The organism is Streptomyces sp. WAC05374 (assembly GCF_004353505.1).
In the GTDB taxonomy this organism is placed as follows: domain Bacteria; phylum Actinomycetota; class Actinomycetes; order Streptomycetales; family Streptomycetaceae; genus Streptomyces.
In genome coordinates this window covers 1,006,819-1,031,049 of record NZ_SMNQ01000001.1, presented here as the reverse complement: position 1 = coordinate 1,031,049, position 24,231 = coordinate 1,006,819, and the positions used below count along the sequence as shown (strand labels likewise).

Genomic DNA, 24,231 nt, shown 5'->3' with positions numbered 1-24,231 from the left:
CCGGGGCCCGGTGGCGTCACAGCCTGGCCAGCTCCTCCACCAGGTCGTCCAGGCCCAGGGGGCCCTGGGAGAGCGCGGCCATGTGCCACCGCTTGGCGTCGAACGCGGTGCCGCGCGCCCGGCGGGCCCTCTCCCGGCCCAGCAGCCAGGCGCGCTCGCCCAGCTTGTAGCCGATCGCCTGGCCGGGCATCGACAGGTACCGGGTCAGCTCGCTCTCGACGAAGGCCGGCGGACGGCTGCTGTGCCGCTGGAAGAACTCCTGCGCCAGCTCCGGCGTCCACCGCTCACCCGGGTGGAACGGCGCGTCCGCCGGGATCTCCAGCCCCAGGTGCATGCCGATGTCCACGATCACCCGGCAGGCGCGCATCATCTGGCAGTCCAGGTAGCCCAGGCGCCGCTCGGGGTCGGGCAGGAAGCCCAGCTCGTCCATGAGCCGTTCCGCGTACAGCGCCCAGCCCTCCGCGTTGGCGCTGACGACACCGACGGTCGCCTGGTAGCGGGAGAGCCGGTCGGCGACGTGCACCCACTGCGCGATCTGGAGGTGGTGGCCCGGCACGCCCTCGTGGTACCAGGTCGACACCAGGTCGTACACCGGGAAGCGCGTCTCGCCGTCGACCGGCAGCCAGGTGCGGCCCGGCCGGGAGAAGTCCTCCGACGGGCCGGTGTAGTACGGCGCGGCCGCCCCGCCGGGCGGGGCGATCCGGGACTCCACCTTCCGTACCCGCTCGGCCAGTTCGAAGTGCGTGCCGTCCAGGGCCTCGATCGCCTCGTCCATCAGCGCCTGGAGCCAGGCCCGCACCTCCTCGACGCCCTCGATGTGCGTGCCGTGCTCGTCGAGGTGGGCGAGCGCCTCCCACGGCCCGGCGCCCGGCAGGATGCGGTCCGCCTCGGCCCGCATCTCGGCCAGGAGCCGGTGGTACTCGCCCCACCCGTACGCGTACGCCTCGTCCAGGTCGCAGTCGCTGCCGTTGAAGTAGCGCGACCAGCGCGCGTACCGCTCGCGGCCCACCGTGTCGGGCGCGCCCTTCACGGCCGGGGCGTACACGTCACGCATCCAGTCCCGCAGCCCGGCCAGCGCCCGGGTGGCGGCCCCCGCCGCCGCGTCCAGCTCCCCGCGCAGCCCCGCCGGGGCGGGCACCACGAACTCCTCGAACCAGCCGCGCCGCGCCCCGTCGTCGCCCGTCCACTCGGTGAGCTGCCCGATGAACGTGGCCGTGGCGCGGGGTCCGCCCGGCAGGCCGCGCTCCAGCCCGAGCGCGAGGGACTCGCGGTAGCCCTCCAGCGCGGCGGGCACGGCCCGGAGGCGCTCGGCCACGGCCGCCCAGTCGTCGTCGCTCTCCGTCGGCATCACGGTGAACACGATGCGCACGCTGTGCGCGGGCGAGCGCATGTTGCTGACCGTGCGCAGCCCCTCACCGGCGTCGTGCACGGCCAGTGAGGCGGTGAGACGCTCCCGCAGCAGCCGGCCGCAGCGCCGCTCGGCGTCGTCACGGGCGCCGGGCAGGCGCTCGGCCTCGTCGAGCCGGGCGAGCGTCCTGCGGGCCAGTGCGGCGATCTCCTCCTGACCGGCGGGCGAGAAGTCCGGAAGGAGCCCGGCGCTTTTCCGGACGCCCAGGTACGTGCCCGTGATCGGGTCGAGTTCGATGAGCGCGTCGACGTAGGCGTCGGCGACCGCGCGGGGGAGCGCGCTGCTGGAGGTCTCTGGCATGAGGCCATCCTGGTATGCCGCCGGCCCCGTCGTCACCCTCATCCGTCCCGGTCGGCTGACAAATGAGCGGGCGCGCCGGGTGGCAGGAGGGGCCCGCACTCCCACTGCTGGAAGATCAGCCGGGTCTCCACACGGGCGACCTCCCGCTGCGAGGTGAACTCGTCCAGTACGAGTCGTTGCAGGTCGGAGGGGTCGGACACGGCCACGTGCACCAGGTAGTCGTCGGGGCCGGTCAGGTGGAACAGGGCCCGCGACTCGGGCAGGGCGCGGATGCGTTCGACGAACGGGCCGATGAGCTCCCGGCGGTGCGGGCGCACCTGGACCAGGAGCAGCGCCTCCAGGCCGCGGCCGATTTTGGCCGGATCGAGTCGGAGCCGGTTGCCCAGGATGATGCCCGTGCGCCGCAGCCGTGCCACCCGGTCCAGGCAGGTGGAGGGGGCGACCCCCACCTCCGCGGCCAGCTCCCGGTAGGTGGTCCGGGCGTCGTTCTGCAAAAGGCGAAGTATGTGCAGATCGACCGTGTCCAGCACGACAGAATCGTTCATTCGCCGAACGTAACACGGCGATTTTCGGATACTCCCCGGTATCTGTTCACAGTGCCGTCCATGGAAGCCCTGTCTCACGACACCACCCCCGCCCTCCCCACTCCGGGAGCCCCGCGGGCGCTGGCCACCGAAGCGGTGCACGCCGGGCGCGACGACCTCGCCGCCCTGGGCCTGCACGCCGTGCCGATCGACCTCTCCACCACGTACCCGTCCCACGACGCGCGGGCCGAGGCGGAGCGGATCGACGCGTTCGCCACCACCGGCGCCCGCCCGGACGGACCGCCCGTCTACTCGCGGCTCGACAACCCCACCACGGCACGCTTCGAGACCGCCCTCGCCCGCCTGGAGGGCACGCAGAGCGCCGTCGCGTTCGCCAGCGGCATGGCCGCGCTGACCGCCGTCCTGCTCGTCCGCGCGAGCATGGGTCTGCGCCACGTGGTGGCGGTCCGGCCCCTGTACGGGTGCAGCGACCACCTCCTGACGGCCGGACTGCTCGGTACGGAGGTCACCTGGACCGACGTGGAGGGCATCGCCGCCGCCATCCGGCCCGACACCGGCCTGGTGATGGTCGAGACCCCGGCGAACCCGACCCTCGCCGAGGTCGACATCCGGGCCGTGGCCCGGGCCTGCGGCTCGGTGCCGCTGCTGGTCGACTCCACCTTCGCCACCCCCGTGCTCCAGCGCCCCGTGGAGCACGGCGCCCGGATCGTGCTGCACAGCGCCACCAAGTACCTGGGCGGGCACGGCGACGTGCTCGCGGGCGTCGTGGCCTGCGACGAGGAGTTCGCCGGGAAGCTGCGCCAGGTGCGCTTCGCCACCGGTGGCGTACTGCACCCGCTGGCGAGCTACCTGCTGCTGCGCGGGCTGTCCACGCTGCCGGTGCGGATGCGGGCCGCCGCCACGACCGCCGCCGACCTGGCGCGCCGGCTGGCGGCCGACCCCCGGATCGCCCGGGTGCACTACCCGGAGATCGGCGGGGCCATGGTCGCCTTCGAGGTGTACGGGGACCCGCGCGACGTGATCGCCGGAGTGCGGCTGATCACGCCGGCGGTCAGTCTGGGCAGCGTGGACACCCTGATCCAGCACCCGGCCTCCATCAGCCACCGGATCGTGGACGAGGACGACCGCCGCTCGGCGGGCGTCAGCGACCGGCTGCTGCGGATGTCCGTCGGTCTGGAGGACGTCGAGGACCTGTGGCGGGACCTGACCGAGGCGCTCAGCGCTCGGCCCGGCCGGCCTGCCGCCGAGTCCGGGGCACAGGAAGCCCGTTCAGCCGCGCGGTGATCACCAGGGTGCCCTCCTCGATCTGGTAGTCCAGCGGCAGGTTCAGCCCCCGCATCGCGGCGACCATGCCCGTGTTGGACGACTGCGTCACGGCGTACACGCTCTCGCAGCCGGCCTCGCGGGCCAGCGCCACCAGCCGGCCCAGCAGCTCCGAGCCGATGCCGCGGCGCTGCCAGTCGTCCTCGACGACCAGGGCCACCTCGGTCTCGTCGCCGTCCCACATCAGGTGGCCGAGGGCGACGAGCCGGCCGGACGCCGTCTCCACGGCGAGCGTCCGGCCGAACCGGGGGCTGAGGAGATGGTTCAGGTACCCGGCCGCGTCCGCCACCGGACCGTGGTAGCGCAGGTTCAGGGTCCGGTCCGAGCAGCGCTCGTGCATGGCCCGGGCGGCCTCCAGGTCGCCCTGGTCGGCACGGCGGACCGTGATCTCCCTCCCTTCCGGGAGGGTCAGCACGTCCTGGCTGCGCGGGATGCGCGGCCCGAGGCGCGCGTCCAGCTCCACCAGGGCCCGGGCGCGGGCGAACTCGGTGGGCGTGAACGGCAGGTACGGCCGCTCGACGGTGATGGCGCCGCCGTTCGGGTCGCGCAGCCGCATCACGGTCTCGCCCTCCTCCAGGACGCCCTCGACCGGTGCCGTCGCACCGGTGGGGCGGCCGGTGGGCGAGACCGCGGGCAGCGAGTGGATGGTGCACCGGCCCAGCAACTGGCGCAGCGCGAGCGGCAGTTCGGCGGCGTCCAGGGCGGTACGGGTGGCCAGGCCCAGCACCCGCGCCGGGGTGTCGACCAGGTCGTGGGCGTCGGCGCGCTCGGTCCACGTGCCGGTGCCGCCCGCCGCGGCGACCTCCCGGGTCAGCTCGGCCGCCTGGAGCGAGGCGGGCGCCCGCAGCAGGAACTCGTCGACCGTCCCGTCGGCCAGCGGATGCGTCTGGAGCGTCAGGATGTCGACGCGCAGGTGCGCGAGCGCGGTGCACAGCGCGGCGAGGCTGCCCGGCTCGTCGCGCACGGTGGTCCGCATCCGCCACAGCGCCGTCCCGCCCGCCGCCGCGCCGCCGCCCGTCCCGGCGGTAGTCGGGGCGGGCGGCGGGGCATGGCTGTGGCGCCGCGCCCACCAGGTGTGGAACGCCGCCGTGGCGATCAGCACCACCGCCGACACGGCGAGGAGGTACGGTCCGTCCGGGCCGTGCACGACGGTGTTGGCCACCGCGTCCGCGACGGCCACGGCGGTGAAGAGGGCGGCCAGTTCGACGAGGTCCCGCCGCCAGTGGTGACGGCGGGTGTTCTTCGGAGAATGCACATCGGTCATGCCAGCACTGTGACCCAGTGGTGTTGCGTGATCACGAACGCTCTGTGACTGATGGGTTAAGTGTGCCTCTGACCCCAATGGTCCGGTTTTCACAGTTCGGGCCCCGCCCTCACTGCCCGACCCGGCCCGGCGCGAGCGTCGTGGTGAACAGCGTCGCGCCCCCGGTCGCCCGCAGCCGTACGGTCAGTTCGCCGCTGTCGCCGTCGATGTCCACCTCGCCGAAGTACTGCGGCGACTCCAACGGCGACACGTTCGCCCGCTCCGGCGCCCGGACGAAGACCCGCCGCGGGCCGAACGTACCGTCCAGGGCGTTCGCCGGGAACCCGCCCGCCGCGAGCGGCCCCGACACGAACTCCCAGAACGGCGCGAAGTCCTGGAACGCGGCCCGCTCCGGCGCGTAGTGCTGGGCCGACGTGTGGTGCACGTCGGCCGTCAGCCACACGGTGCCGGTGATCCGCCGGTGCTTGACGAACCGCAGCAGCTCGGCGATCTGGAGCTCACGGCCCAGCGGCGCGCCCGGGTCGCCCTGCGCGACCGCCTCGATGTCCGTGGCCCCGTCCGGCACCACCAGGCCGAGCGGCATGTCCGCGGCCAGCACCTTCCACACCGCGCGCGACCGGCTCAGCTCCCGCTTCAGCCAGGCCAGTTGCGCGGCGCCCAGGATGCCGGTGCCGTCGTCCGTCTGCCGCCCGGGCGAGTTGGCGTTGCGGTACGTACGCATGTCCAGGACGAACACGTCCAGCAGCGGCCCGTACCGCACCACCCGGTGCATTCGGCCCGCGTGGAGGGTGGACACCGGGAAGTACTCGCCGAACGCCCGCAGTGACCGGGCGGCCAGCACGTCGACGTCCTTCTCGGTGTAGCGCGGGTCGTCCAGGATCTGGCCCGGGTACCAGTTGTTGCGCACCTCGTGGTCGTCCCACTGCACGACGGACGGCACCTGGGCGTTGAACGCCCGGACGTTGTCGTCCAGCAGGTTGTACCGGAAGTTCCCCCGGTACTCGGCGAGCGTCTCGGCGACCTTCGCCTTCTCCTCGGTCATCAGGTTGCGCCAGACGCGCCCGTCCGGGAGCGTCACGCTCGGCCGCAGCGGCCCGTCGGCGTAGACGGTGTCGCCGCTGCACAGGAAGAAGTCCGGGTCCAGGCGCCGCATCTCCTCGTACGCGAAGAAGCCGCCGATGTCCGGGTTGATGCCCCAGCCCTGCCCCGCGATGTCACCCGACCACAGGAACCGCACCCCGTCCCGGCGCCGCGCGGGGGCCGTGCGGAAGGTGCCCGTGACCGGCTCCCCGCCGCGCCGGGGGTCGTCGGGGTCGGTGAGCGTGACCCGGTAGTGGACCTGCTCGCCCGGCGGCAGGCCGCGCAGCGCGGTGGTGCCGGTGAAGTCGGTGTCCGGGCCCAGCAGGGGGCCCGGGTGGCGGCGGACGTGCCGGAACGACTCCGTGGCCGACGTCTCCACCACCATCCGGGCCGGCCTGTCCGAGCGGACCCACACCAGCCCGGACGTCGCCGTCACGTCACCCGTCTGCACCCCCCACCGGGCACTCGGCCGCCCGGAGCGGGCGAACGCGGGCGCGGACGCGACGGCGCCCAGGGACAGGGCCGCCGACGCGGCCAGCGAACCGCGCAGGACGGAACGGCGGGCGGGCAAGGGGCTCGTACGGTGCGGCATCGGTACGCCTCCGGAACACGGGACAGGGGAACCGCCCCATGCCTAGCGCCCGGGTGCGGCGCACACGCGAACCCCGCGTGAACAACCCCCCTCAGCCACCGGCCATCAGCCGCACCCCGAGCGCGATCTCGGACGGCGTCAGATGGGCGTACCCCAGCACCAGCCGCACGTCGCCGTCCCCGAACCGCGCCGACCCATAGTCGGTGAGCGGCCGCAGCGCCACCCCCGCCGCGGCCGCCCGCCGCAGGAAGGGCCCCTCGGCCGCGTACCGCCCCGGCACGCGCGCGATGACATGGAGCCCGGCCGCGATGCCGCTGACCTCCGTACCGGGGAAGTGCTCCTCCAGAGCGGCGATGAGCGCGTCCCGCCGCTCCCGGTAGGCGCGGCCGCAGCGGCGCAACTGGCGGTCGTAGCCGCCGCTCGTCACGAAGTGGGCGAGCACGGCCTGCTCCAGCGACGGGTTGCCCAGGTCCATGGTGCGCTTGCGCCCCACCACCTCGTCGGCCAGCGCTCCGGGCACGAGCATCCAGCCGAGCCGCAGCCCCGGCGCGAGGGACTTGCTGACGGAGCCGGTGTACACCACGCGCTCCGGATCGAGGCCCTGGAGGGCGCCGACGGGGGAGCGGTCGTAGCGGAAGTCGCCGTCGTAGTCGTCCTCGATCAGGTACCCGTCCACCGCGCGGGCCCACTCCAGCAGGTGGGCCCGGCGCCGCGCGGAGTAGGCGATCCCGGACGGGAACTGGTGGGCCGGCGTGGTGACCGCCGCCCTCAGACCGGACGCGGCCAGCGGCCCGACGGCCAGCCCCTCCGCGTCCAGCGGCAGGGGTACGGTCCCCAGTCCGGCCGACGCGAACAGGGCGGCGGGCTCCGGCGTGCCCGGATCCTCGACGCCCAGGGCCCGCAGGCCCCGCTCCCGCAGGACGAACCCGAGGAGCGTCATCGCCTGCGCCACCCCGGAGCACACCACGAGCCGCTCCGGGTCGGCCACCACGCCCCGCCGCCGCGTCAGCAGTGCGGCCAGGGCCGTCCGCAGCTCCGGCAGCCCGCGCGGGTCGGGATAGCCGAGCGCGTGGTGCGGCAGCCGGGACAGCACGGCCCTGTGGGCGGCCGCCCAGGCGGTGCGCGGGAAGAGCGACAGGTCCGGCGTGCCGGGGCGGAAGTCCACCCGGGCGTCCCCGCCGCGCGGCGCCAGGTCCCGTGCCGCGGGCGTGGCGCTCCGCACCGCGTCGCCCACCCACGTCCCGGCGCCCCGGCCGCTGCGCAGGTACCCCTCGGCCGTGAGCTGCTCGTACGCCTCCGTCACCAGCCCCCGCGAGACGCCGAGGTCGGCCGCCAGCTCGCGGCTGGACGGCAGCCGCGTCCCCGCCGCCAGCCGGCCCGACCTGACCGCGTCGCGCAGCGCCGACTGGAGCGCCCGGCCGCGCCGCCGGGGCGGTGCCGCGACCGCCGGTGACAGCAACTCCCAGGTTCCCCCGCCCTGTTCCTCCCTCATGCCGCCGACCCTACAAGTGGTCCACGAACCACCGGGCGAAGTGGTCCTGCCACCGGACCGCCGCCCCGCCTAGCGTCGTCGCCATGAACGCGAACCGGACCCGGGGAGCCCTGCTCGCCGCCTTCGCCTGCGTCCTCGTCGGCGCCTCCTTCACCGCCAACAGCCTGCTCGGCGATTACCCGTACGCGGGCGGGCAGGCGCTCCGCTACGGCCTGGCGCTCCTGCTGCTGATGCCGTTCGTGGGCCGGGGCGGAGCCGCCGCCGTACGGAGGCTCACGGCACGCCAGTGGGCGCGGGTGGCGGTGCTGGCGGCCGTGGGCATGGTCGGGTTCAACCTCGCCGTACTGGCGGCCGAACGCACCGCGGAACCGGCCGTCCCGGGTGTCCTCGTCGGCTGCGCGCCCGTGGTGGTCGCCGTACTGGTGCCGGCCCTGGGCGGGCGCCGGCCCGCGCGGCCGGTGCTGTACGGGGCGCTGCTCGTGGCCGCCGGGGCGTTCACCGTGCAGGGGTGGGGGCGCACCGACCTGGCCGGGCTCGCCTGGTCGGTGGGGGCGCTGGCGGGCGAGGTGGGGTTCGCGGTCCTGGCCGTGCCGGTGCTGAAGCCGCTCGGGCCCAAGGCGCTGTCGGCCACCGTGTGCGGGGTCGCCGCCCTGGAAGCGGCCGTGGCGGGGCTGCTGATGGACGGCACGGCCGCGCTGCGCGTACCGACCGGGCAGGAGGCGCTCGCGCTGCTGTGGCAGGCCGCCGTCGTCACGGTCGTCGGGTTCGTCTGCTGGTACATGGGCGTGCAGCGGATCGGGGCCGAGCGCGCCACCCTCTTCTCCGGGCTGATCCCGGTGTCCGCGGCGATGACCGCGCCGCTCGTCGCCACCGGCTCCTACGGTCTCGCCCAGGGCGCCGGCAGCGCGCTGGTCGGCGCGGGCGTCGCGCTCGGCTCGGGGGTCCTGGGCCGCCGGTCAGCGGCTGCCGTCCAGGAGCACGCGCGCGACCAGGGCGGGATCGTCGTTCATCGGCACGTGTCCGCAACCGGGCAGGCGCACCAGCCGCGCCCCGGGGACCGCCCGCTTGGCACGGACGCCCTGGCGGCGCAGAAGCAGCCGGTCACGGGTGCCCCACGCGATGGTGACGGGCAGCCCGGGGACGTCGTCGGTGAACAGGACCCGGCGCCCGGCGTCCAGCGTCCGGCGGAAGCCGGTGGCCCCGCGCAGCGCGAGCGTCTCGGCGACCACCGCCTCCGGTGAACGGCGCCCGGGCCGCGCGTAGATGCTGCTGGTCAGCGCGGCCCGCCCGGCGGGCGACCGGGACAGCCACTCGATCATCGGCAGCGGCAGGGACTCGGCCCCCTGGCGCATGGCGAGCAGCGTCCCGAAGGCGTACCGGCGCTCCTGCTCGGTCCAGAAACCGGCGGGCGAGAGCGCCGTCACCGACCGTACGAGCCTGTCGCGGCCGAGCGCGAGCGCCAGCAGGCCGCCCAGCGAGTTGCCCGCCACGTGCGGACGGTCGAGGTCCAGGGCCTCGCACAGCGCGCCCAGCACCGGCACGACCGTCGCCAGGTCGTACGCGAAGCCGTCGGGCAGCGCGGAGGAGGCACCGAACCCCGGCAGGTCGACGGCGATCACCTCACGGTCGGCGGCGAGAATGTCCACCACCGGCTGCCACGCCTGCCAGTGGTGGCCTATGCCGTGGAGCAGCAGCAGCGGCTCCCCGTCACCCTTCCGCTCGTACTCCACCGACACCGTGCCGGAGCCGCGCGGCGACTCGACCGGGAAGGACACCTGTGCGGCCATGCTGCTGCTCCCTGTCCCTGTGCACGCCCTGTGGTAGACGCTGCGTCAGCAACAATTACCGTCCAGTAGCTTCGAGTTCAAGGGGTCGGGCCGAGCCGCGTGCCCGCCGTACCGCATGATGGGACGGTGGCTACCGACACCCGCACGCACTCCGGCACGGACGCCGACGACGTCACCGGCATCTTCGAGACCCACCGGGCCGTACTGACGGGCGTGGCCTACCGGATGCTCGGCCGGGTCGCCGACGCCGAGGACGTGGTCCAGGACGCCTGGCTGCGCTGGTCGGCAGCCGACCGCTCGGGCATCCGCGAACCGCGGGCCTTCCTGATCCGGGTCACCACCCGGCTCGCCATCGACCGGCTGCGCCAGGTCCAGGCGCGGCGCGAGGCGTACGTGGGCCCCTGGCTGCCCGAACCGGTCGTCACCGACTTCGGCCCCGCCGTCCCCGACACCGCCGAACGCGCGGTGCTCGCCGACTCCGTGTCGCTCGCCGTCCTGGTGGTCCTCGAATCCCTCTCGCCGCTGGAGCGGGCGGTGTTCGTGCTGCGCGAGGCGTTCGGCTTCCCGTACGCGGAGATCGCGGCCACCCTCGACCGGTCGGAGGCGGCCGTGCGGCAGCTCGCCGGCCGGGCCCGCCGCCATGTCGACGAGGGCAGGCCCCGGTACGACGTCGACCCCGCCGAACGCCGCGATCTCACCGAGCGGTTCCTCGCCGCGGCCGCCGGGGGCGACCTGGACGGGCTGCTCGCCCTGCTGGCCCCGGACGTCCGGCTCGTCGGCGACAGCGGCGGCAAGGCGAAGGCGCCGCTGCGGGTCATGGACAGCGCCGACAAGATCGGCCGTTTCCTGTGCGCGGTCGCCGGTGCGCCGGCCGCCCACGCCGAGCTCCGGGTCCTCGAGGTCAACGGGGGACCGGCCCTGCTGGTCCTGGACGGCGGGAAGCCCGACTCGCTGGTGCAGGTCGACGTGGCCGACGGCCGGATCCGGTGCATCTACATCGTGCGCAATCCGGACAAGCTTTCCTCCCTGGTGCCGTAACCGCCGCCGTAACCGCCGTCCACGGCCACCCCAAGGGCCCCGCGCTCCGGTCGGGCGCGGGGCCCTTCGCCGTGCCCGCGCCGCCGCGAGCCGCGTACGCGAACACCCTGTGAACGCTCTGCGACAGGGCTCGACCCCGCTCCGTAACCGGCCGACGATTGGTCTTGACCAAGGGTGAGTGCCGCCTTATGGTCGCAGGGATAGTGCAGGAACCTTTAATAAACAAGGCACGGAAAGCCGCCGGGAGCCCGGCGATTGCGGAGGATCAGGGTGGGGACCACGCAACTGGAATCGGTGCCGGAGCCCAAGTACTGGCATCTGAAGACCGTGATCGGTGAAGCACTGGACACGGATTTCTCCGTGGGGGAGATCCTGCCCAACGAGCGTGAACTGGCCGCCCGTTTCGGCGTCGCCCGCGCCACGCTCCGTCAGGCACTGGAGCAGCTCGAACTGGAGGGCCGCCTCCAGCGCCGCCGCGGCGTCGGCACCACCGTCGCGCCGCCCCGCATGGGGGTGGACGTCTCCACCGCCCAGGCCCGGTGGCCCGGCGCCGGCGAGGAGACCTGGCAGCCCGTCGACTGCGCGCTCACCGCCCCGCCCGCCGCCGTGGCCCGCCTCCTCGAGCTGGACCGGGGCGCCGACGAGCCGGTGCACACCGTGCGCCGCCTCCGTATGACGCACGGTCAGGCCGTCGCGGCGGAGCAGCTCTACGTCCCGGCCGCCTCCGTGCCCGGGCTCACCGCCATCGAGGCCCCCTCCGGCGCCGCCCGCGCCCGCGCCGTCCTGCGCGCACTCCAGCAACTCGCGCTCGACGGCCAGGACCGCGCCGTGGAGCTGGGCTCCGCCCGCGCGGACGACGCCAAGGAGCTCGACCGGCTGCCCGGCGCCCCCGTCCTCGTCGTCACCACCCGGTACCTGTCCGACGGCCGCACCGCGGCCGTCTCCGTCGCCACCTACCGCGCCGACACCTGCCGGCTCACCTTCGGCGACGCGGGGGACTTCGACATCGCGTCCTGACGGTCCCGGCACCGCGCCCGGTTCCGCTTCCGGTTCGGTTTCGCGAGAACCGTCCACGGCCCGTCGCTCAGCGGCGGGCCGTCACCGTCTTCTCGACCGCGAAGAGCTGCTCCTCCACATGGTCGAGCGCCAGCCGCAGCGCACCCGTCGCCACCGCCGCCTCACCCAGCAGCGACAGCGCCACCCGGGGCGGCCGCAGACAGAACCGCGCCAGCTCGTCCCGCAGCGGCTGGAGCACGCCGTCCAGGCCGGCCGCCCAGCCCCCGACCACCACCAGCTCCGGATCGAGCGCCAGCACCAGCGCCGCCACGTCGTGCACCAGCCGCTGGATGAACCGGTCCACCGCCGCCCGGGCCCGCTCGTCGCCCTTCCGCGCCAGCGCGAAGACCTCCGCCACCGCCTGCTCGTCCAGCGGGTGCAGCGGCTCGTCGGTGGTCGACAGCAGCGTCTCCGGCCTCGCCCCCTGCCCCAGCAGGTGCAGGGCGCCGATCTCCCCGGCCGCCCCGCCGAACCCCCGGTGCAGCCGCCCGCCGATCAGCGACCCGGCCCCCGGGCTCAGCCCGGCCAGCACGAAGACGATGTCGTCCGAATCGGTCGCGGCGCCCTTCCACTGCTCGGCCACCGCCGCCGCGTTCGCGTCGTTCTCGACCAGCACCGGACACCGGAAGGACCGCCGCAGCCGCTCACCGAGCGCCAGGCCCGTCCAGCCGGGCAGCGCCGTCCCGAGCCGGATCGTCCCGTCGGCCTCCACGATCCCCGGCGTCCCGACCCCCACCGCCCGAAGGCTGCCGCGCGCCACACCGGTGCGCCGCAGCACGTCGGCGACCACCGCCCGGACCCGCTCCAGCCGCTCGTCCGCCGACGCCGTCTCCGACACCTCCCGGGACCCGGCGCCGATGATCCGCCCGTCCAGTCCCGACAGCAGCGCGGCCACCCGGTGCGGCCCGATCTCGACCCCCAGCAGGTGCCCCGCCTCCGCGCGGAAGCGGAACCTCCGCGCCGGCCGGCCCTGGCGCCGCGCCTCCCCCTCCTCGGGGGCCGCCTCGACCACCAGACCGTTGCCGATGAGCCCCTCGACCACACCCTCGACCGTCGGCCGGGACAGCCCCGTGATCCGGGTGAGGTCGGTGAGCGTGCGCGCGTCGGCGCCCCGCAGGGCATGGAGTACCACCGCGGAATTGATCCGCCGCAACAGCGACGGGTCCCCGCCGGTCAGCCGGCCCACCGTGTGTCCTCCCAGCTAGAGCGCGTGTCTGCCGGATGGTACTCAATGGTTGAACCAGCGGCGAGCCGGTGGCCTCCGGAGCCATGGCCGGGCCCGGGCCCGCGCGGCACCCGCCCGGCCGCCGACGGCCCCCGGCCCCGGGCGGGCGGCCGGTGCCGACCGGGGGCCGGCAGCGTGGCGGCCGGGGGTCGGCCGCGGGTTGGCCGGGGTCTGACGGAACGCCAATTGTCAGTGGTGGCCGCTTTACTGGAGCCATGACCACCGCACGGCACCTGACGGCCATCGACCGGCTGCGCTCCCTGCCCTTCCCGGGGACGTTCGGCAGAACGGACAGCGGTTGCAGCGGCGTTGGTTACCACCTCGTGGACCTCGCCACGAGCGAGGACTTCTGGGACGACGACGGCACCCGGCGGGAGATCGTCGAGGAGCAGTACGAGGCGGAGCGCGACGCGCTCGCGGTGCTGCTCACGGCCCGCTGGGGCGACCCGCAGGTCTTCAGCCTGTGGTCGGTGTTCGACCGGGGTATGTCCGGGGAGGACATACCCGACCCGTGGGACGCCCTCAGCCAGTCCGTGCCGGACGTGCACCTGTGGCGGGCGGACGGGCGCTGGATAGCCCTGGGCATCGCGCAGGGGGACACGGAGCTGCCCTTCCAGCTCGTCGCCGCGGTGACCGACATAGACCCGCCCTAGGACCCGCCCGGGGACCCCTCCTGGGCGGCGGCGCGCAGCCGGGCGAACTCCTCCGCCATCGTCTCCAGCGTCCAGTGGGCGTTCAGGCCACTGGGGTTGGGCAGGACCCAGATCCGGGTGTCGCCCATCATCCGGTCCTGCGGGCCCGTCCGCGCCTTGGGCTCGTCGAAGGCGGTGCGGTACGCGGTGACACCCGCCACCGCCAGCCAGCGCGGCCGCAGCCGCTCCACCTTCAGGGCGAGCAGCCGGCCGCCCTCGCGGAACTCCTCGGCGGTCAGCTCGTCGGCCCGCGCGCTGGCCCGGGCCACGACGTTGGTGATGCCCAGCCCGTGGAGAAGCAGCTCGTCCTGCTCGGACGGCTTCAACTGCCGCGGGGTGAAGCCGGAACGGTGCAGCACGGGCCAGAAGCGGTTGCCGGGGCGGGCGAAGTGGTGGCCCGTCGCGGCCGACATCAGCCCCGGGTTGATGCCGCAGAACAGTACAGACAGGCCGCCCGCGATCACATCGGGCACGATGCGGTCGCGGGCGGCCTGGAGTTCCTGAGGAGTCATACGGGTCGTGTGCCCCGCGTCAGAGGATCGCACCGGGGACGTAACCGGCGGCTTCCGGGTGCTGCTTGGCGATCTCCTCGATCCGGGCGACCACCGCGCCGACCTGATCGGCGGCGGCACCCGTGAACGACAGCTTGTCCGCCATCGCCGCGTCGAGCTGGGCGCGGTCCAGCGGGATGCGGTCGTCGGCGGCGAGCTTGCCGAGCAGCTCGTTGCGCTCGGCGCCCTGCTCACGCATGGCCAGCGCCGACGCCACCGCGTTCTCCTTGATGGCCTCGTGCGCGACCTCGCGGCCCACCCCGGCGCGCACCGACGCCATCAGCACCTTGGTGGTGGCGAGGAACGGCAGGTAGCGGTCCAGCTCGCGGGCGACGACCGCCGGGAACGCGCCGAACTCGTCGAGCACCGTCAGGAACGTCTCCAGCAGCCCGTCGAGCGCGAAGAACGCGTCGGGCAGCGCCACCCGGCGGACCACCGAGCAGGAGACGTCACCCTCGTTCCACTGGTCGCCCGCCAGCTCGCCGGTCATCGACGCGTAGCCGCGCAGGATGACCATCAGGCCGTTGACGCGCTCGCAGGAGCGGGTGTTCATCTTGTGCGGCATCGCCGAGGAGCCGACCTGGCCGGGCTTGAAGCCCTCGGTGACCAGCTCGTGCCCGGCCATCAGGCGGATCGTCCTGGCCAGCGACGACGGGGCGGCGGCGAGCTGCACCAGCGCGGTGACGACCTCGTAGTCCAGCGAGCGGGGGTAGACCTGGCCGACCGAGGTGAAGGCGTGCGCGAAGCCCAGGTGCCCGGCGATCCGCCGCTCCAGCTCCGCCAGCTTCGCCGCGTCCCCGCCCAGCAGGTCGAGCATGTCCTGCGCCGTGCCCACCGGGCCCTTGATGCCGCGCAGCGGGTAGCGGCCCAGCAGTTCCTCCACCCGCGCGTACGCCACCAGCAGCTCGTCCGCGGCGGTCGCGAACCGCTTGCCCAGCGTCGTGGCCTGCGCGGCGACGTTGTGCGAGCGCCCGGCCATGACCAGCTCGCCGTACTCGCCCGCCAGCTTGCCCAGCCGGGCCAGCACCGCCACCGTGCGGTCGCGGACCAGCTCCAGGGAGAGCCGGATCTGGAGCTGCTCGACGTTCTCGGTGAGGTCGCGGGACGTCATGCCCTTGTGGACGTGCTCGTGCCCGGCGAGCGCGTTGAACTCCTCGATGCGGGCCTTCACGTCATGGCGCGTGACCTTCTCCCGCTCGGCGATCGACGCCAGGTCGACCTGGTCGAGCACCCGCTCGTAGTCGGCGAGCGCGGCGTCCGGCACCTCGATCCCGAGGTCCTTCTGGGCGCGCAGCACGGCGAGCCACAGCCGGCGCTCCAGCACGACCTTCTGCTCGGGGGACCACAGGACGGCGAGCTCCGCGGAGGCGTAGCGGCCGGCCAGGACATTGGGGATGCGAGGCTTCGCAGACACAGCAGTCACGTGACCAGATTCTACTGGCGGTTTGTGCAGGTCGGCGCCGCGGTCCGGATTGTGGGTTGCTACGAGCGCGGCCCGGCGGCCGGAGTGTCGTCGCCGAGGACGTACGGCAGCAGCTCCGGCCGTTTGGCCGGCCGCCCGTCGCCCGACGACCGGCCGGTCAGCCGCCGCCCGATCCACGGCCCCAAGTGCTGCCGGGCGAACCGGAGGTCGCCGATCCGCCGGGCCGCCCAGGCGAGCGGCACCGCCGGCGCCAGCGGCGCCCGCCAGTCCTCCTCCGGATCCAGGCCGAGCGCCTGCCACACGGCCTCGGCCACCCGCCGGTGCCCCTCCGTGGTCAGGTGGAGCCGGTCCACGTCCCACAGCCGCTGGTCGCCCAGCACCTCCGCGCCGTACAGGTCGACCACCAGGGCCCCGTGCCGGGCGGCCAGCTCGTCGACGTATCCGAAGAGCTCCTCCATGCGCGGCCGGAACCGCTCCATGACGGGGCCGTTGCGGCCGGGGCTGCGCATCAGCACCAGCCGCCCGCACGACGGCGCCAGCCGCTCCACGGCCTCCTCCAGCAGCCCGCGCACCCGGCCCATGTCGCATGTGGGCCGCAGGGTGTCGTTCAGCCCGCCGACCAGGGTGACGACGTCGGCCCGCATGGCCGCCGCGCGGTCCACCTGCTCGTCGACGATCTGGCCGATCAGCTTGCCGCGCACGGCGAGGTTGGCGTACCGGAAGCCGGGCGTCCGGGCGGCGAGGCGGGCCGCCAGCAGATCGGCCCAGCCCCGGTAGGAGCCGTCCGGCAGGAGGTCGGACATGCCCTCGGTGAAGCTGTCGCCCACCGCGACGAAACTGGTGTAGGTGGCATTCATCTCCATGGCGGAGTGATCGTACCGCCTGGTATCAGACCGCCGGACGGCCGACCAGCTTCCTCAGTACGTCCTCCATGGTCACCATCCCGGCGAGCCTGCCGTCGTCGTCCAGCACGGCCGCCAGGTGCGTACGGCTGCGGCGCATCGCCGTCAGGACGTCGTCCAGTGGCGTGGCCGCCCGCACCCGGGCGATGGGCCGCATCGCAGAGACGGGGAACGGCAGGTCGCGCGGCGTCGCGTCCAGCGCGTCCTTCACGTGCAGGTAGCCGAGGATGCGGCGGGTCGAGTCGACCACGGGGAACCGCGAGAAGCCCGACTCGGCGGCCAGCGCCTCCAGCTCCTCCGGGGTGGTGCCGACCCGGGCGTACACCACCCGCTCCACCGGCATCACCACCTCGCGCACCGGGCGGCGCCCGAGCTCCAGGGCGTCGTGCAGCCGCTCGGCCGCCCGGTCGTCGAGCAGCCCCGCGTCACCGGCGTCCGTCACCATCCGCGCCAGCTCGTCGTCGGAGAACGTCGCCGAGACCTCGTCCCGCGTCTGCACCCGCATCAGCTTCAGCAGGGTGTTGGCGAAGGCGTTGATCGTGAAGATCACCGGCTTGAGCGCCCGTGCCAGCGCCACCAGCGGCGGGCCCAGCAGCAGCGCGGTACGCGTCGGCTCGGCCAGGGCGATGTTCTTCGGCACCATCTCGCCCAGCAGCATGTGCAGGTAGGTGGCGACCGACAGCGCGATCACGAACGAGATCGGGTGCACCAGCCCGTGCGGCACGCCGACGGCGTCGAACACCGGCTCCAGCAGGTGGGCGATGGCCGGCTCGGCGACGACACCGAGCACCAGCGTGGACAGCGTGATGCCGAGCTGCGCCGCCGCGAGCAGCGCCGAGACGTGCTCCAGGCCCCAGATGACGCTGCGCGCCCGCCGGTTCCCGGCCTCCGCCTCCGGTTCGATCTGACTGCGGCGCACGGAGATCATGGCGAACTCCGCGCCGACGAAGAAGGCGTTCACGACCAGCGTCAACAGGCCGATCAGCAACTGGATCGCGGTCATCGGCCCGCCTCCCCGCTCTCATGGGTCCCCGGCGCACCGGGGCCGTCCTCCGGCCCGCCCACCGGGGCGTGCAGCAGCACCCGCGCGGCACGGCGCCCGGAGGCGTCCACGACGTCGAGCAGCCAGCCGCCCAGCGTGACGCGGTCCCCGACGGCGGGGATGCGGCCCAGCTCGGTGGCGACGAGCCCGGCGAGGGTCTCGTACGGGCCGTCCGGCACCCTCAGGCCGATCGTCTCGAGCTGGTCGGTGCGGGCGGCGCCGTCCGCGGACCACAGGGCCCGCCCGTCGGCGTCCTCGCCCGCGGGCGCCAGGTCCGGCGTCTCGTGCGGGTCGTGCTCGTCGCGCACCTCGCCGACGACCTCCTCGACGATGTCCTCCAGTGTCACGACGCCGGCCGTGCCGCCGTACTCGTCTATGACGACGGCCATCGTCGTCTTGCCGGACAACCGGTCCAGGAGCCGGTCCACGGTCAGCGACTCCGGGACCAGCAGCGGCTCGCGGAGGATCTCCGAGACCGGCTTGCGGTGCCGCTGCCCGGCCGGGACGGCCAGGACGTCCTTGATGTGCGCGATGCCGATGACCGAGTCCAGGCCGCCCCGGTAGACGGGGAAGCGGGACAGGCCGGTGGCGCGGGTCGCGTTGGCGACGTCCTCGGCGGTGGCCTGTGCCTCCAGGGCCGTGACCTGGACGCGCGGGGTCATCACGTTCTCCGCCGTCAGCTCGGCCAGGTTCAGGGTGCGGACGAAGAGCTCGGCGGTGTCCGGCTCCAGGGCGCCCTCGCGCGCCGAGTGGCGGGCCAGGGCCACCAGCTCCTGCGGGCTGCGCGCGGAGGCCAGCTCCTCGGCCGGCTCCATGCCGAGCCGGCGAACCATGCGGTTGGCCGTGTTGTTGAGGTGGCTGATCAGCGGCTTGAACGCGGCCGTGAAGACCCGCTGCGGGGTGGCGACCACCTTGGCGACGCCCAGCGGGGAGGAGATGGCCCAGTTCTTGGGAACCAGTTCGCCGACCACCATCAGGACGACCGTCGACAGGGCCGTACCGAGGACCAGCGCCACCGAGGAGGCCACGGAGGCCGAGAGGCCGATGTCCTGGAGCGGGCCGCGGATGAGCTTGGCGATGGACGGCTCGGCCAGCATGCCGACGACCAGGTTGGTGACCGTGATCCCGAGCTGGGCGCCGGAGAGCTGGAAGGTGAGGGAGCGGACGGCCTTGAGGGCGCCCGCGGCCCCGCGCTCACCCCGCTCGACGGCCCGTTCGAGCTCTCCGCGCTCGACGGTCGTCAGGGAGAACTCGGCCGCCACGAACGCGCCGCACGCCAGGGAGAGCAGCAGCGCCACGAGGAGCAGGAGCACTTCGGTCATCGGGTCACCTCCGTCCCATGGTCGGCCACGGAGTGGAGGGACGCGCGATCTCGGCTACGGGTGCTACTGGGAGGCTCGCCCATGGGTGGACGCTCACACCTTCCGTTCTCCGGGGATTGATCCACCCATGGTAAAGGATCGGCAAAGTGATCAGCCTTCCCGGCCCTCGAGGGGCTTGACCCACCGGCTCCACTCCGGCTGCGGCGCGTACCGCGCGGCCCGCCAGGCGTGGTGGGCGAGCGCGTTGCGGTCGAGGACCATGGCGTCGGCCCGCCGCCCCCCGAGGTCGGCGAACCGCTCCTCGGCGGCCGCGAGGAGCGCCGCGCCGACGCCGCGGCGCCGGTGGTCCGGGTGCACCGCGAGCCGGTAGAGGTGGCAGCGCCAGCCGTCGAAGCCGGCGATCACCGTCCCCGCGAGGGCGCCCGCGGCGGTCTCGGCGAGGATCAGCGCCTCCGGGTCCCGGGCGACCAGCCGCTCCACGCCCGCCCGGTCGTCGCTGATGCTGGTGCCCTCCGCCGCGACCTTCCAGAAGGCGAGGACGGCGTCGAGGTCGGCCGGTGAGGCGGCGCGTATCCGTAGATCATCCATGACCTCATCATTGCCGGTGCTAGCGGAATCACGCTAGCGTGACGGTGTGGCGAAGACCCAGCTCAACGTACGCGTCGACGAGACCACCGCCGAGGCCGCCCGCCGCAGGGCGCGGCAGCGGGGCGTCAGCGTGAACCGGTACATCGAGGAGCTCGTCCAGCGGGACGCGGGCGAGACCGGCCACACCTTCGTGGAGGCCGCCGCCGACTTCATGAAGCGGTACGAGTCCGTCTTCGCCGAGGAGTCCGGCGCCCCCGCCCGGCGCACGCCCGACAAGCCGGCATGACCCTCTCGGTGGACCTCGCCTGGCTGCTGATGGTGGCCGAGCAGAAGACGCCGGGCGACCCCCGGGTCACCGACTGGGGCGCCCTCGTCGCCGCCGTGAGCCGGCACGACGCCGAGATCTTCGGCGTCCCGGTCTACGGCGACCCGCACCTGCGGGCTGCCGCGCTGCTGCAACTGCTGCTGCACGTCCCCGCTCTGGAGCACTCCAACGCCCTGTACGCCTGCGCCGTCGCGTACGGCTACCTCGTCGCCTCCGGCCTGGACGTCGCGGCCTCGCCCGAGCGGGTCAGGGACCTGGCCCGCCTGGTCAAAGCGGGCGCCGACGTCCGCGCCGTCGCCGCCGAACTGCGCGGATGGAGTGCCTGAACCCCCGAGGGGCCGGGCTCCGCGGGCGTTTTCGCGGGAGATCACCGGAAGTGCTCCGTCCGCCCGGACGCGCGGCTACGGTTCGTCCCATGGCACCCACAGGGAACATACGTACGAGACGCATCGCCATCGCCGTCGCCGGTACGGCGGCGGCCGTGGTCCTGAGCATCGGCGGCGCCCTCGCGGCCGGAGACAGCGGCGAACCGTCCCCCACCGGGACCACGGCGCCCCCGGCGACCGCACAGCCCGACCCGACCATCCCGCCGGAGGGATCGAGCGGGGAGACCACGGGTGGTACGGACGGTGGCTGGGACAGCGGCGGTTCGGTGGGCGTCACCGAGGGCGGGTCCGCCGACGGCGGGTCCACCGACGGCGGCGGCAGCGGCGGGCCCACGGACCCCAGCCCGACGTCCGTGCCCACCGACCCGGCGCCCACCGGGCCCGTGCCGAGCGACCCGGGCACCCCGCCCGACCTGACGGACATCCAGAAGCGCATCGACGACCTCGACAAGAAGGTCGACGAACTGCCCACCAAGAAGGAGCTCGCCGACGCCCTGCGGGCCTTCGCCGACGAACTCGACAAGGCGTAAACCGGCGGACCGGCGGCCGGCCGCGGCACCGGACCGGCGGCCGGCGCGCCACGGTCCGGCGGCCGGTCCTCGTCAGGCCCCCGCCGTCTCCCGGCCGACGTGTCCGCCGCCCCGTGCGCGGCCGTCGCGCCGCTACTCCCCGCCCGCCGCCGCGTCCGTGCCCTTGATGTGGCGCGCCGGGTTGTGGCCCTCGTCCAGCAGCCCCACCGCCCACATCAGGGACTGCGTGCCCTCGTGCTTGACCATGCCCGGCGACACCCCCAGCCGGAAACCGCCCGGCAGCGGCGCGCCCTCCGGGGTGCGCGGCAGGAAGTCCAGCGGCGTCGGCCCGCCGGAGAGGTAGACGGCGCAGTCCGACAGGACGGCGATGGGGAACAGCCCCGCGCCCTCCGCGAGACGGCGCATCTTGCGGTGCATGTTCACCCGGGCCGTGGAGATGACGGCCGCGCGGATGTCGGGCCGCCAGGTGGGACGCTCCAGCGCGGGCCACCGTTCCCCCGGGCGGTACCCGGCGCCCTGCGGACGCTCCCGCAGCTTGCCGATACCGCCCTTGACGGTCGACTTGACGGCCGACAGCACCGCGGCCCGCCCCGGGTCCTCCGCCTTGAGCCGGTCGACCGCCTCCATGGCGGCGAGGTACGCGTCCTCCGGCATCCCGGCGCGTACGCCCAGCTCCTCCATGGTCGTCAGGTACGCGTCCCTCAGCCGCTGGTACCAGGCGTCCAGGTACGGGCCGCTGTCGGGGCGCAGGTACGCCTCGGCCGGCCGGACCTCGTGGCCCAGCTCCACCGCGTACGCCACGGTCGGCGTGGCGTACCACGCCGGTCCCTCCGGACGGGCGCCGTGCGGGGTGAACGGGCTCGGCAGACGCGGGTCGACCTCCACGGCGGACAGGTCCACCAGCCAGGAGCCCGGCGTCTTCCTGTCGAACACCGGCGACGTCACGTGGACCGGCGCGCCCAGCCCGACCGTCAGCCGGTTCGCGGCCGCCGCGAAGGCCATGTTGACGTCGATGCCCACCGCGAACGGCCGCGCGCACTCGGCGTCGGTGAGCGTCTCCGGATCGCGGATCCAGTCGTACGCCTCCTCGTCGAGGACCTCGTCCGGCGTACGCCGGTGCCCGCGCGGGTACAGCCGCGCGACCACCGGGTGCTCGTCCGGCGCCTCGGGCGGCGCCGGGTCCACGGGCTCGACGAGCGACCCCGGGCCGGGCGCGGACACCCAGGCGCCCGCGGCCTCGTCGTACACCGCCCGGGTCGGCGGGCGCAGCGCGCTCATCAGCTCCAGCCCGCACACGGCGGTCGTGCCGCGGGGCGTGATGACCCGGGAGGCGTACGTGGCGAGCGTGTCGGCCAGTTCGGCCGGGGGCAGCCCCGCGGCGTCGCCCCACGCGCGGCTGTCCAGCGCGCCCCAGGGAAGGACGGCGAACTGCACGCAGACGCGCCGGCTGCCCTGCGCCGGGCGGTACACCCAGGCCCACGGCCCGAAACCCCGGCGCGTGAGCTGCCACTTCGCCTTCTTGATCTGCCGCACGACCTTGTGGTCCTCGGGCAGCCGCAGACCGCGCCGGTCGGTCAGCTCGGCCGGCAGCCCGAGCCGCACGGCCGCCGCCTCGGTGAGGACGACGAGCGGGTCGGCGTCCTTGCCGTTGCGGTGCAGCCGGGGCGCGCCCAGCCGTGCCTCGCCCAGCGCCCAGGCGACGAGCGCCGGGACGTCCCGGGCGGGGCAGTCGAGGACCAGGCCCCCGGCGCAGTACGCGTTCCCGTCCCCGTCCAGCACGGCGACCGGCCCGTTGGTGAACCGCTCGTCGACCCCGGCGGGCGGCGCCTGCCGTCGCGCCGGAGCCCCCTGTCGCGTGGCCGTCGGGGCGGTCGGTCGGGCGGCTGGTCGGGCGTCGGACTGGGCGGTCGGGGCGGTCGGTCGGGCGTCGGACTGGGCGGTCGGGTGGGCGTGGGGCTGGGGGGCCGGCTGCGCGGCTGGCTGGGCGGTCGGCTGGGCGCCGGGCGCGGGTGGGGCGGCCGCCTGCGCGGGTGGGGCGGCGGGTGCCTCGTCGGGCGCGGCGACCGGCGGGGTGGCGGCTGCACGTGGGGCGGCCTGTGGCGCGGTGGCCGCGGGCACCGTGGGGGAGGGGGCGGCGGCCGGGGGCGCGGAGGGCGCGGGTGCCGTGCGGACGGCGGCCTCGGCCCGGGGCGCCGCGTCCGGCGTGTGCGCCGCGTCCCGCGCGGTGGGCGCGGGGTGGCGTTCGGCGAGGCCCGACAGGAGCCTCGCGTAGGCGGCCCGCTTCGGCGCCCGGGGCTCGGTGCGGCCCGTTTCCCAGCCGGTGACCGTCTCCCGCCGTACCGACAGCGCCCTGGCGATCTGGTCCTGGCTCAGCCCGGCGGCCTCACGCAGCCGCTTGCGCTCGTCGGGGTCGGGCAGCGGGTCCTGCGCGGCCTGCTCCAGCAGCGCGTCGACCGCCGCGAACAGTTGTTCCTGCTCATTGGGCACGGGGGTCACCTCCAGGGACGATCACCCTAGCCGAAACGCACACCGCGCCTAACGCCGGACGCACACGGGCCGGCGCACGGCCCACGCCGGTCAGTGGACGGACAGCCCGCCGTCGACGAAGAGGGAGTGCCCGGTGACGTACCCCGACGCGGCGCTCGCGAGGAACACCGCCGCACCGGCGAAGTCGTCCGCGAGGCCGTTGCGCCCCACCATCGTGCGCGCGGCCAGCCCGGCGACCGTCTCGGGGTCGGACTGGAGCCGGGCGTTGAGCGGCGTCAGCACGAAGCCCGGCACCAGGGTGTTGCAGGTGACGCCCGAGGAGGACCACGCCTCGGCCTGCGACCGGGCCAGCGACTCCAGGCCGCCCTTCGACACCCCGTACGCGCCGCTCTGCACGAACGCCCGGTGCGCCTGCTGCGAGGTGACGTGGATGATCCGCCCGAAGCCCCGCTCCGCCATGCCGGGGCCGAAGCGCTCGCCGAGCAGGAAGGGGGCCTCCAGGTTCACCGCCATCGTGGCGTCCCAGACCTCCTCGCCCACCTCGCCCATCGGCGGGCGCAGGTTGACGCCCGCGCTGTTGACGAGGATGTCGGGCTCGCCGTACACCTCCGCCGCCCGCTCCCCGGCCGACCGCACACCGTCGCGGGTGGACAGGTCACCGCTCACCCAGGCGGCCCGGCAGCCGTCCGCCAGCAGCTCGTCGACCGTGGACGCCAGCTCCGCCTCCCGGCGCGCGACGATCACCACGCTCGCCCCCGCCCGCGCGAGGGCGCCCGCGATCGCCCGGCCGATGCCGGAACTGCCGCCCGTCACCAGGGCGGTCCGGCCGTCCAGCGAGAACAACTGCGCGAGGTACGCGTGCGACGTCATGCC

The 24,231-nt window shown here is 74.6% G+C and carries 22 protein-coding genes and 1 pseudogene; 8 read left to right on the top strand and 15 right to left on the bottom strand.

What is annotated here, in order from left to right; translation table 11 throughout:
• Nucleotides 1-16: 16 nt before the first annotated feature.
• Nucleotides 17-1,708 (bottom strand): DUF885 domain-containing protein, encoded by a 1,692-nt coding sequence (locus tag E2B92_RS04610; RefSeq protein WP_126884778.1) that lies wholly within the window; start codon nucleotides 1,706-1,708, stop codon nucleotides 17-19.
• A gap of 38 nt (nucleotides 1,709-1,746) precedes the next feature.
• A complete protein-coding gene (locus E2B92_RS04605) occupies nucleotides 1,747-2,253 on the bottom strand; it encodes an Lrp/AsnC family transcriptional regulator (protein WP_126884777.1) in 507 nt (168 codons plus the stop codon).
• Nucleotides 2,254-2,313: 60 nt separating this feature from the next.
• Between E2B92_RS04605 and E2B92_RS04600 the strand changes: the two genes are divergently transcribed.
• Nucleotides 2,314-3,537, top strand: coding sequence for a trans-sulfuration enzyme family protein (locus E2B92_RS04600; protein WP_126884776.1), 1,224 nt, complete (start codon nucleotides 2,314-2,316; stop codon nucleotides 3,535-3,537).
• Here the strand turns inward: E2B92_RS04600 and E2B92_RS04595 are convergent.
• The 3 genes from E2B92_RS04595 to pdxR all read right to left on the bottom strand — a co-directional run bounded on the left by E2B92_RS04595 (nucleotide 3,470) and on the right by pdxR (nucleotide 8,004).
• Nucleotides 3,470-4,840, bottom strand: coding sequence for a GNAT family N-acetyltransferase (locus E2B92_RS04595; protein WP_126884775.1), 1,371 nt, complete (start codon nucleotides 4,838-4,840; stop codon nucleotides 3,470-3,472). The two genes, E2B92_RS04600 and E2B92_RS04595, sit on opposite strands and share 68 nt — an antisense overlap.
• A gap of 109 nt (nucleotides 4,841-4,949) precedes the next feature.
• On the bottom strand, nucleotides 4,950-6,512 hold the full coding sequence (locus E2B92_RS04590; RefSeq protein WP_126884774.1) for an alkaline phosphatase D family protein: 1,563 nt from the start codon (nucleotides 6,510-6,512) through the stop codon (nucleotides 4,950-4,952).
• A gap of 91 nt (nucleotides 6,513-6,603) precedes the next feature.
• Nucleotides 6,604-8,004, bottom strand: coding sequence for a MocR-like pyridoxine biosynthesis transcription factor PdxR (gene pdxR / locus E2B92_RS04585; RefSeq protein WP_126884773.1), 1,401 nt, complete (start codon nucleotides 8,002-8,004; stop codon nucleotides 6,604-6,606).
• An 83-nt stretch (nucleotides 8,005-8,087) separates the two neighbouring features.
• Here pdxR and E2B92_RS34075 point away from each other — a divergent pair.
• Nucleotides 8,088-8,492 (top strand): annotated as a pseudogene (locus E2B92_RS34075) (EamA family transporter); the annotation flags it as partial.
• Between the two features lie 468 nt (nucleotides 8,493-8,960).
• Here E2B92_RS34075 and E2B92_RS04575 read toward each other — a convergent pair.
• A complete protein-coding gene (locus tag E2B92_RS04575; protein WP_126884772.1) occupies nucleotides 8,961-9,791 on the bottom strand; it encodes an alpha/beta fold hydrolase in 831 nt (276 codons plus the stop codon).
• 126 nt (nucleotides 9,792-9,917) lie between these two features.
• On the opposite strand from E2B92_RS04575, the gene E2B92_RS04570 reads away from it, so the two are divergent.
• Together E2B92_RS04570 and E2B92_RS04565 are read left to right on the top strand one after the other, a co-directional pair.
• Nucleotides 9,918-10,829 carry an RNA polymerase sigma-70 factor gene (locus E2B92_RS04570; RefSeq protein WP_126884771.1) on the top strand — a complete coding sequence of 304 codons (912 nt, stop codon included), beginning with the start codon at nucleotides 9,918-9,920 and terminating at the stop codon, nucleotides 10,827-10,829.
• 270 nt (nucleotides 10,830-11,099) lie between these two features.
• Nucleotides 11,100-11,846, top strand: a complete 747-nt coding sequence (locus tag E2B92_RS04565) for a GntR family transcriptional regulator (RefSeq protein ID WP_126884770.1) — start codon at nucleotides 11,100-11,102, stop codon at nucleotides 11,844-11,846.
• Between the two features lie 67 nt (nucleotides 11,847-11,913).
• Here the strand turns inward: E2B92_RS04565 and E2B92_RS04560 are convergent, their stop codons facing one another.
• Complete coding sequence (locus E2B92_RS04560) at nucleotides 11,914-13,071, bottom strand: ROK family transcriptional regulator (RefSeq protein ID WP_126884769.1); 1,158 nt, start codon at nucleotides 13,069-13,071, stop codon at nucleotides 11,914-11,916.
• A 254-nt stretch (nucleotides 13,072-13,325) separates the two neighbouring features.
• Between E2B92_RS04560 and E2B92_RS04555 the strand changes: the two genes are divergently transcribed.
• The gene (locus E2B92_RS04555) at nucleotides 13,326-13,763 is read left to right on the top strand and encodes a hypothetical protein (protein ID WP_126884768.1); all 438 of its coding nucleotides are present in this window, start codon (nucleotides 13,326-13,328) and stop codon (nucleotides 13,761-13,763) included.
• Here E2B92_RS04555 and mug read toward each other — a convergent pair.
• From mug to E2B92_RS04525, 6 genes are all read right to left on the bottom strand, one after another.
• Entirely contained in the window at nucleotides 13,760-14,314 is a 555-nt protein-coding gene (gene mug / locus E2B92_RS04550; RefSeq protein WP_126884767.1) for a G/U mismatch-specific DNA glycosylase, read from the bottom strand. The genes E2B92_RS04555 and mug overlap by 4 nt on opposite strands.
• A gap of 19 nt (nucleotides 14,315-14,333) precedes the next feature.
• Nucleotides 14,334-15,776, bottom strand: coding sequence for an adenylosuccinate lyase (purB, locus tag E2B92_RS04545; protein WP_126884766.1), 1,443 nt, complete (start codon nucleotides 15,774-15,776; stop codon nucleotides 14,334-14,336).
• A gap of 59 nt (nucleotides 15,777-15,835) precedes the next feature.
• The gene (locus tag E2B92_RS04540) at nucleotides 15,836-16,639 is read right to left on the bottom strand and encodes an SGNH/GDSL hydrolase family protein (RefSeq protein ID WP_126884765.1); all 804 of its coding nucleotides are present in this window, start codon (nucleotides 16,637-16,639) and stop codon (nucleotides 15,836-15,838) included.
• A gap of 25 nt (nucleotides 16,640-16,664) precedes the next feature.
• Nucleotides 16,665-17,681, bottom strand: coding sequence for a hemolysin family protein (locus tag E2B92_RS04535; RefSeq protein ID WP_126884764.1), 1,017 nt, complete (start codon nucleotides 17,679-17,681; stop codon nucleotides 16,665-16,667).
• A complete protein-coding gene (locus tag E2B92_RS04530) occupies nucleotides 17,678-19,042 on the bottom strand; it encodes a hemolysin family protein (protein ID WP_126884763.1) in 1,365 nt (454 codons plus the stop codon). Before E2B92_RS04530 ends, E2B92_RS04535 begins: the two co-directional genes overlap by 4 nt.
• 150 nt (nucleotides 19,043-19,192) lie before the next feature.
• Nucleotides 19,193-19,630 (bottom strand): GNAT family N-acetyltransferase, encoded by a 438-nt coding sequence (locus E2B92_RS04525; RefSeq protein WP_126884762.1) that lies wholly within the window; start codon nucleotides 19,628-19,630, stop codon nucleotides 19,193-19,195.
• A gap of 46 nt (nucleotides 19,631-19,676) precedes the next feature.
• Here E2B92_RS04525 and E2B92_RS04520 point away from each other — a divergent pair, with 46 nt between their 5' ends.
• The 3 genes from E2B92_RS04520 (at nucleotide 19,677) to E2B92_RS04510 (ending at nucleotide 20,871) form a co-directional block, all read left to right on the top strand.
• A complete protein-coding gene (locus E2B92_RS04520) occupies nucleotides 19,677-19,916 on the top strand; it encodes an antitoxin (protein ID WP_126884761.1) in 240 nt (79 codons plus the stop codon).
• Nucleotides 19,913-20,281, top strand: coding sequence for a fic family toxin-antitoxin system, toxin component (locus E2B92_RS04515; RefSeq protein WP_126884760.1), 369 nt, complete (start codon nucleotides 19,913-19,915; stop codon nucleotides 20,279-20,281). The genes E2B92_RS04520 and E2B92_RS04515 overlap by 4 nt, the downstream gene beginning before the upstream one ends.
• An 89-nt stretch (nucleotides 20,282-20,370) precedes the next feature.
• A complete protein-coding gene (locus E2B92_RS04510) occupies nucleotides 20,371-20,871 on the top strand; it encodes a hypothetical protein (RefSeq protein WP_126884759.1) in 501 nt (166 codons plus the stop codon).
• 132 nt (nucleotides 20,872-21,003) lie between these two features.
• On the opposite strand, the gene tap is transcribed toward E2B92_RS04510, so the two are convergent.
• Nucleotides 21,004-23,358, bottom strand: coding sequence for a telomere-associated protein Tap (gene tap, locus E2B92_RS04505; protein WP_133087392.1), 2,355 nt, complete (start codon nucleotides 23,356-23,358; stop codon nucleotides 21,004-21,006).
• 90 nt (nucleotides 23,359-23,448) lie between these two features.
• Nucleotides 23,449-24,228 (bottom strand): SDR family NAD(P)-dependent oxidoreductase, encoded by a 780-nt coding sequence (locus E2B92_RS04500; RefSeq protein ID WP_126885244.1) that lies wholly within the window; start codon nucleotides 24,226-24,228, stop codon nucleotides 23,449-23,451.
• Nucleotides 24,229-24,231: the final 3 nt, after the last annotated feature.

Coding starts and splice junctions, on each gene's coding strand:
- E2B92_RS04500 (WP_126885244.1), bottom strand. CDS start 24,228: ATGACGTCGCACGCGTACCTCGCGCAGTTGTTCTCGCTGGACGGCCGG.
- E2B92_RS04590 (WP_126884774.1), bottom strand. CDS start 6,512: ATGCCGCACCGTACGAGCCCCTTGCCCGCCCGCCGTTCCGTCCTGCGC.
- E2B92_RS04605 (WP_126884777.1), bottom strand. CDS start 2,253: ATGAACGATTCTGTCGTGCTGGACACGGTCGATCTGCACATACTTCGC.
- E2B92_RS04510 (WP_126884759.1), top strand. CDS start 20,371: ATGGCACCCACAGGGAACATACGTACGAGACGCATCGCCATCGCCGTC.
- E2B92_RS04525 (WP_126884762.1), bottom strand. CDS start 19,630: ATGGATGATCTACGGATACGCGCCGCCTCACCGGCCGACCTCGACGCC.
- E2B92_RS04540 (WP_126884765.1), bottom strand. CDS start 16,639: ATGGAGATGAATGCCACCTACACCAGTTTCGTCGCGGTGGGCGACAGC.
- E2B92_RS04575 (WP_126884772.1), bottom strand. CDS start 9,791: ATGGCCGCACAGGTGTCCTTCCCGGTCGAGTCGCCGCGCGGCTCCGGC.
- E2B92_RS04595 (WP_126884775.1), bottom strand. CDS start 4,840: ATGACCGATGTGCATTCTCCGAAGAACACCCGCCGTCACCACTGGCGG.
- E2B92_RS04610 (WP_126884778.1), bottom strand. CDS start 1,708: ATGCCAGAGACCTCCAGCAGCGCGCTCCCCCGCGCGGTCGCCGACGCC.
- E2B92_RS04535 (WP_126884764.1), bottom strand. CDS start 17,681: ATGACCGCGATCCAGTTGCTGATCGGCCTGTTGACGCTGGTCGTGAAC.
- E2B92_RS04515 (WP_126884760.1), top strand. CDS start 19,913: ATGACCCTCTCGGTGGACCTCGCCTGGCTGCTGATGGTGGCCGAGCAG.
- E2B92_RS04530 (WP_126884763.1), bottom strand. CDS start 19,042: ATGACCGAAGTGCTCCTGCTCCTCGTGGCGCTGCTGCTCTCCCTGGCG.
- E2B92_RS04600 (WP_126884776.1), top strand. CDS start 2,314: ATGGAAGCCCTGTCTCACGACACCACCCCCGCCCTCCCCACTCCGGGA.
- E2B92_RS04555 (WP_126884768.1), top strand. CDS start 13,326: ATGACCACCGCACGGCACCTGACGGCCATCGACCGGCTGCGCTCCCTG.
- mug (WP_126884767.1), bottom strand. CDS start 14,314: ATGACTCCTCAGGAACTCCAGGCCGCCCGCGACCGCATCGTGCCCGAT.
- pdxR (WP_126884773.1), bottom strand. CDS start 8,004: ATGAGGGAGGAACAGGGCGGGGGAACCTGGGAGTTGCTGTCACCGGCG.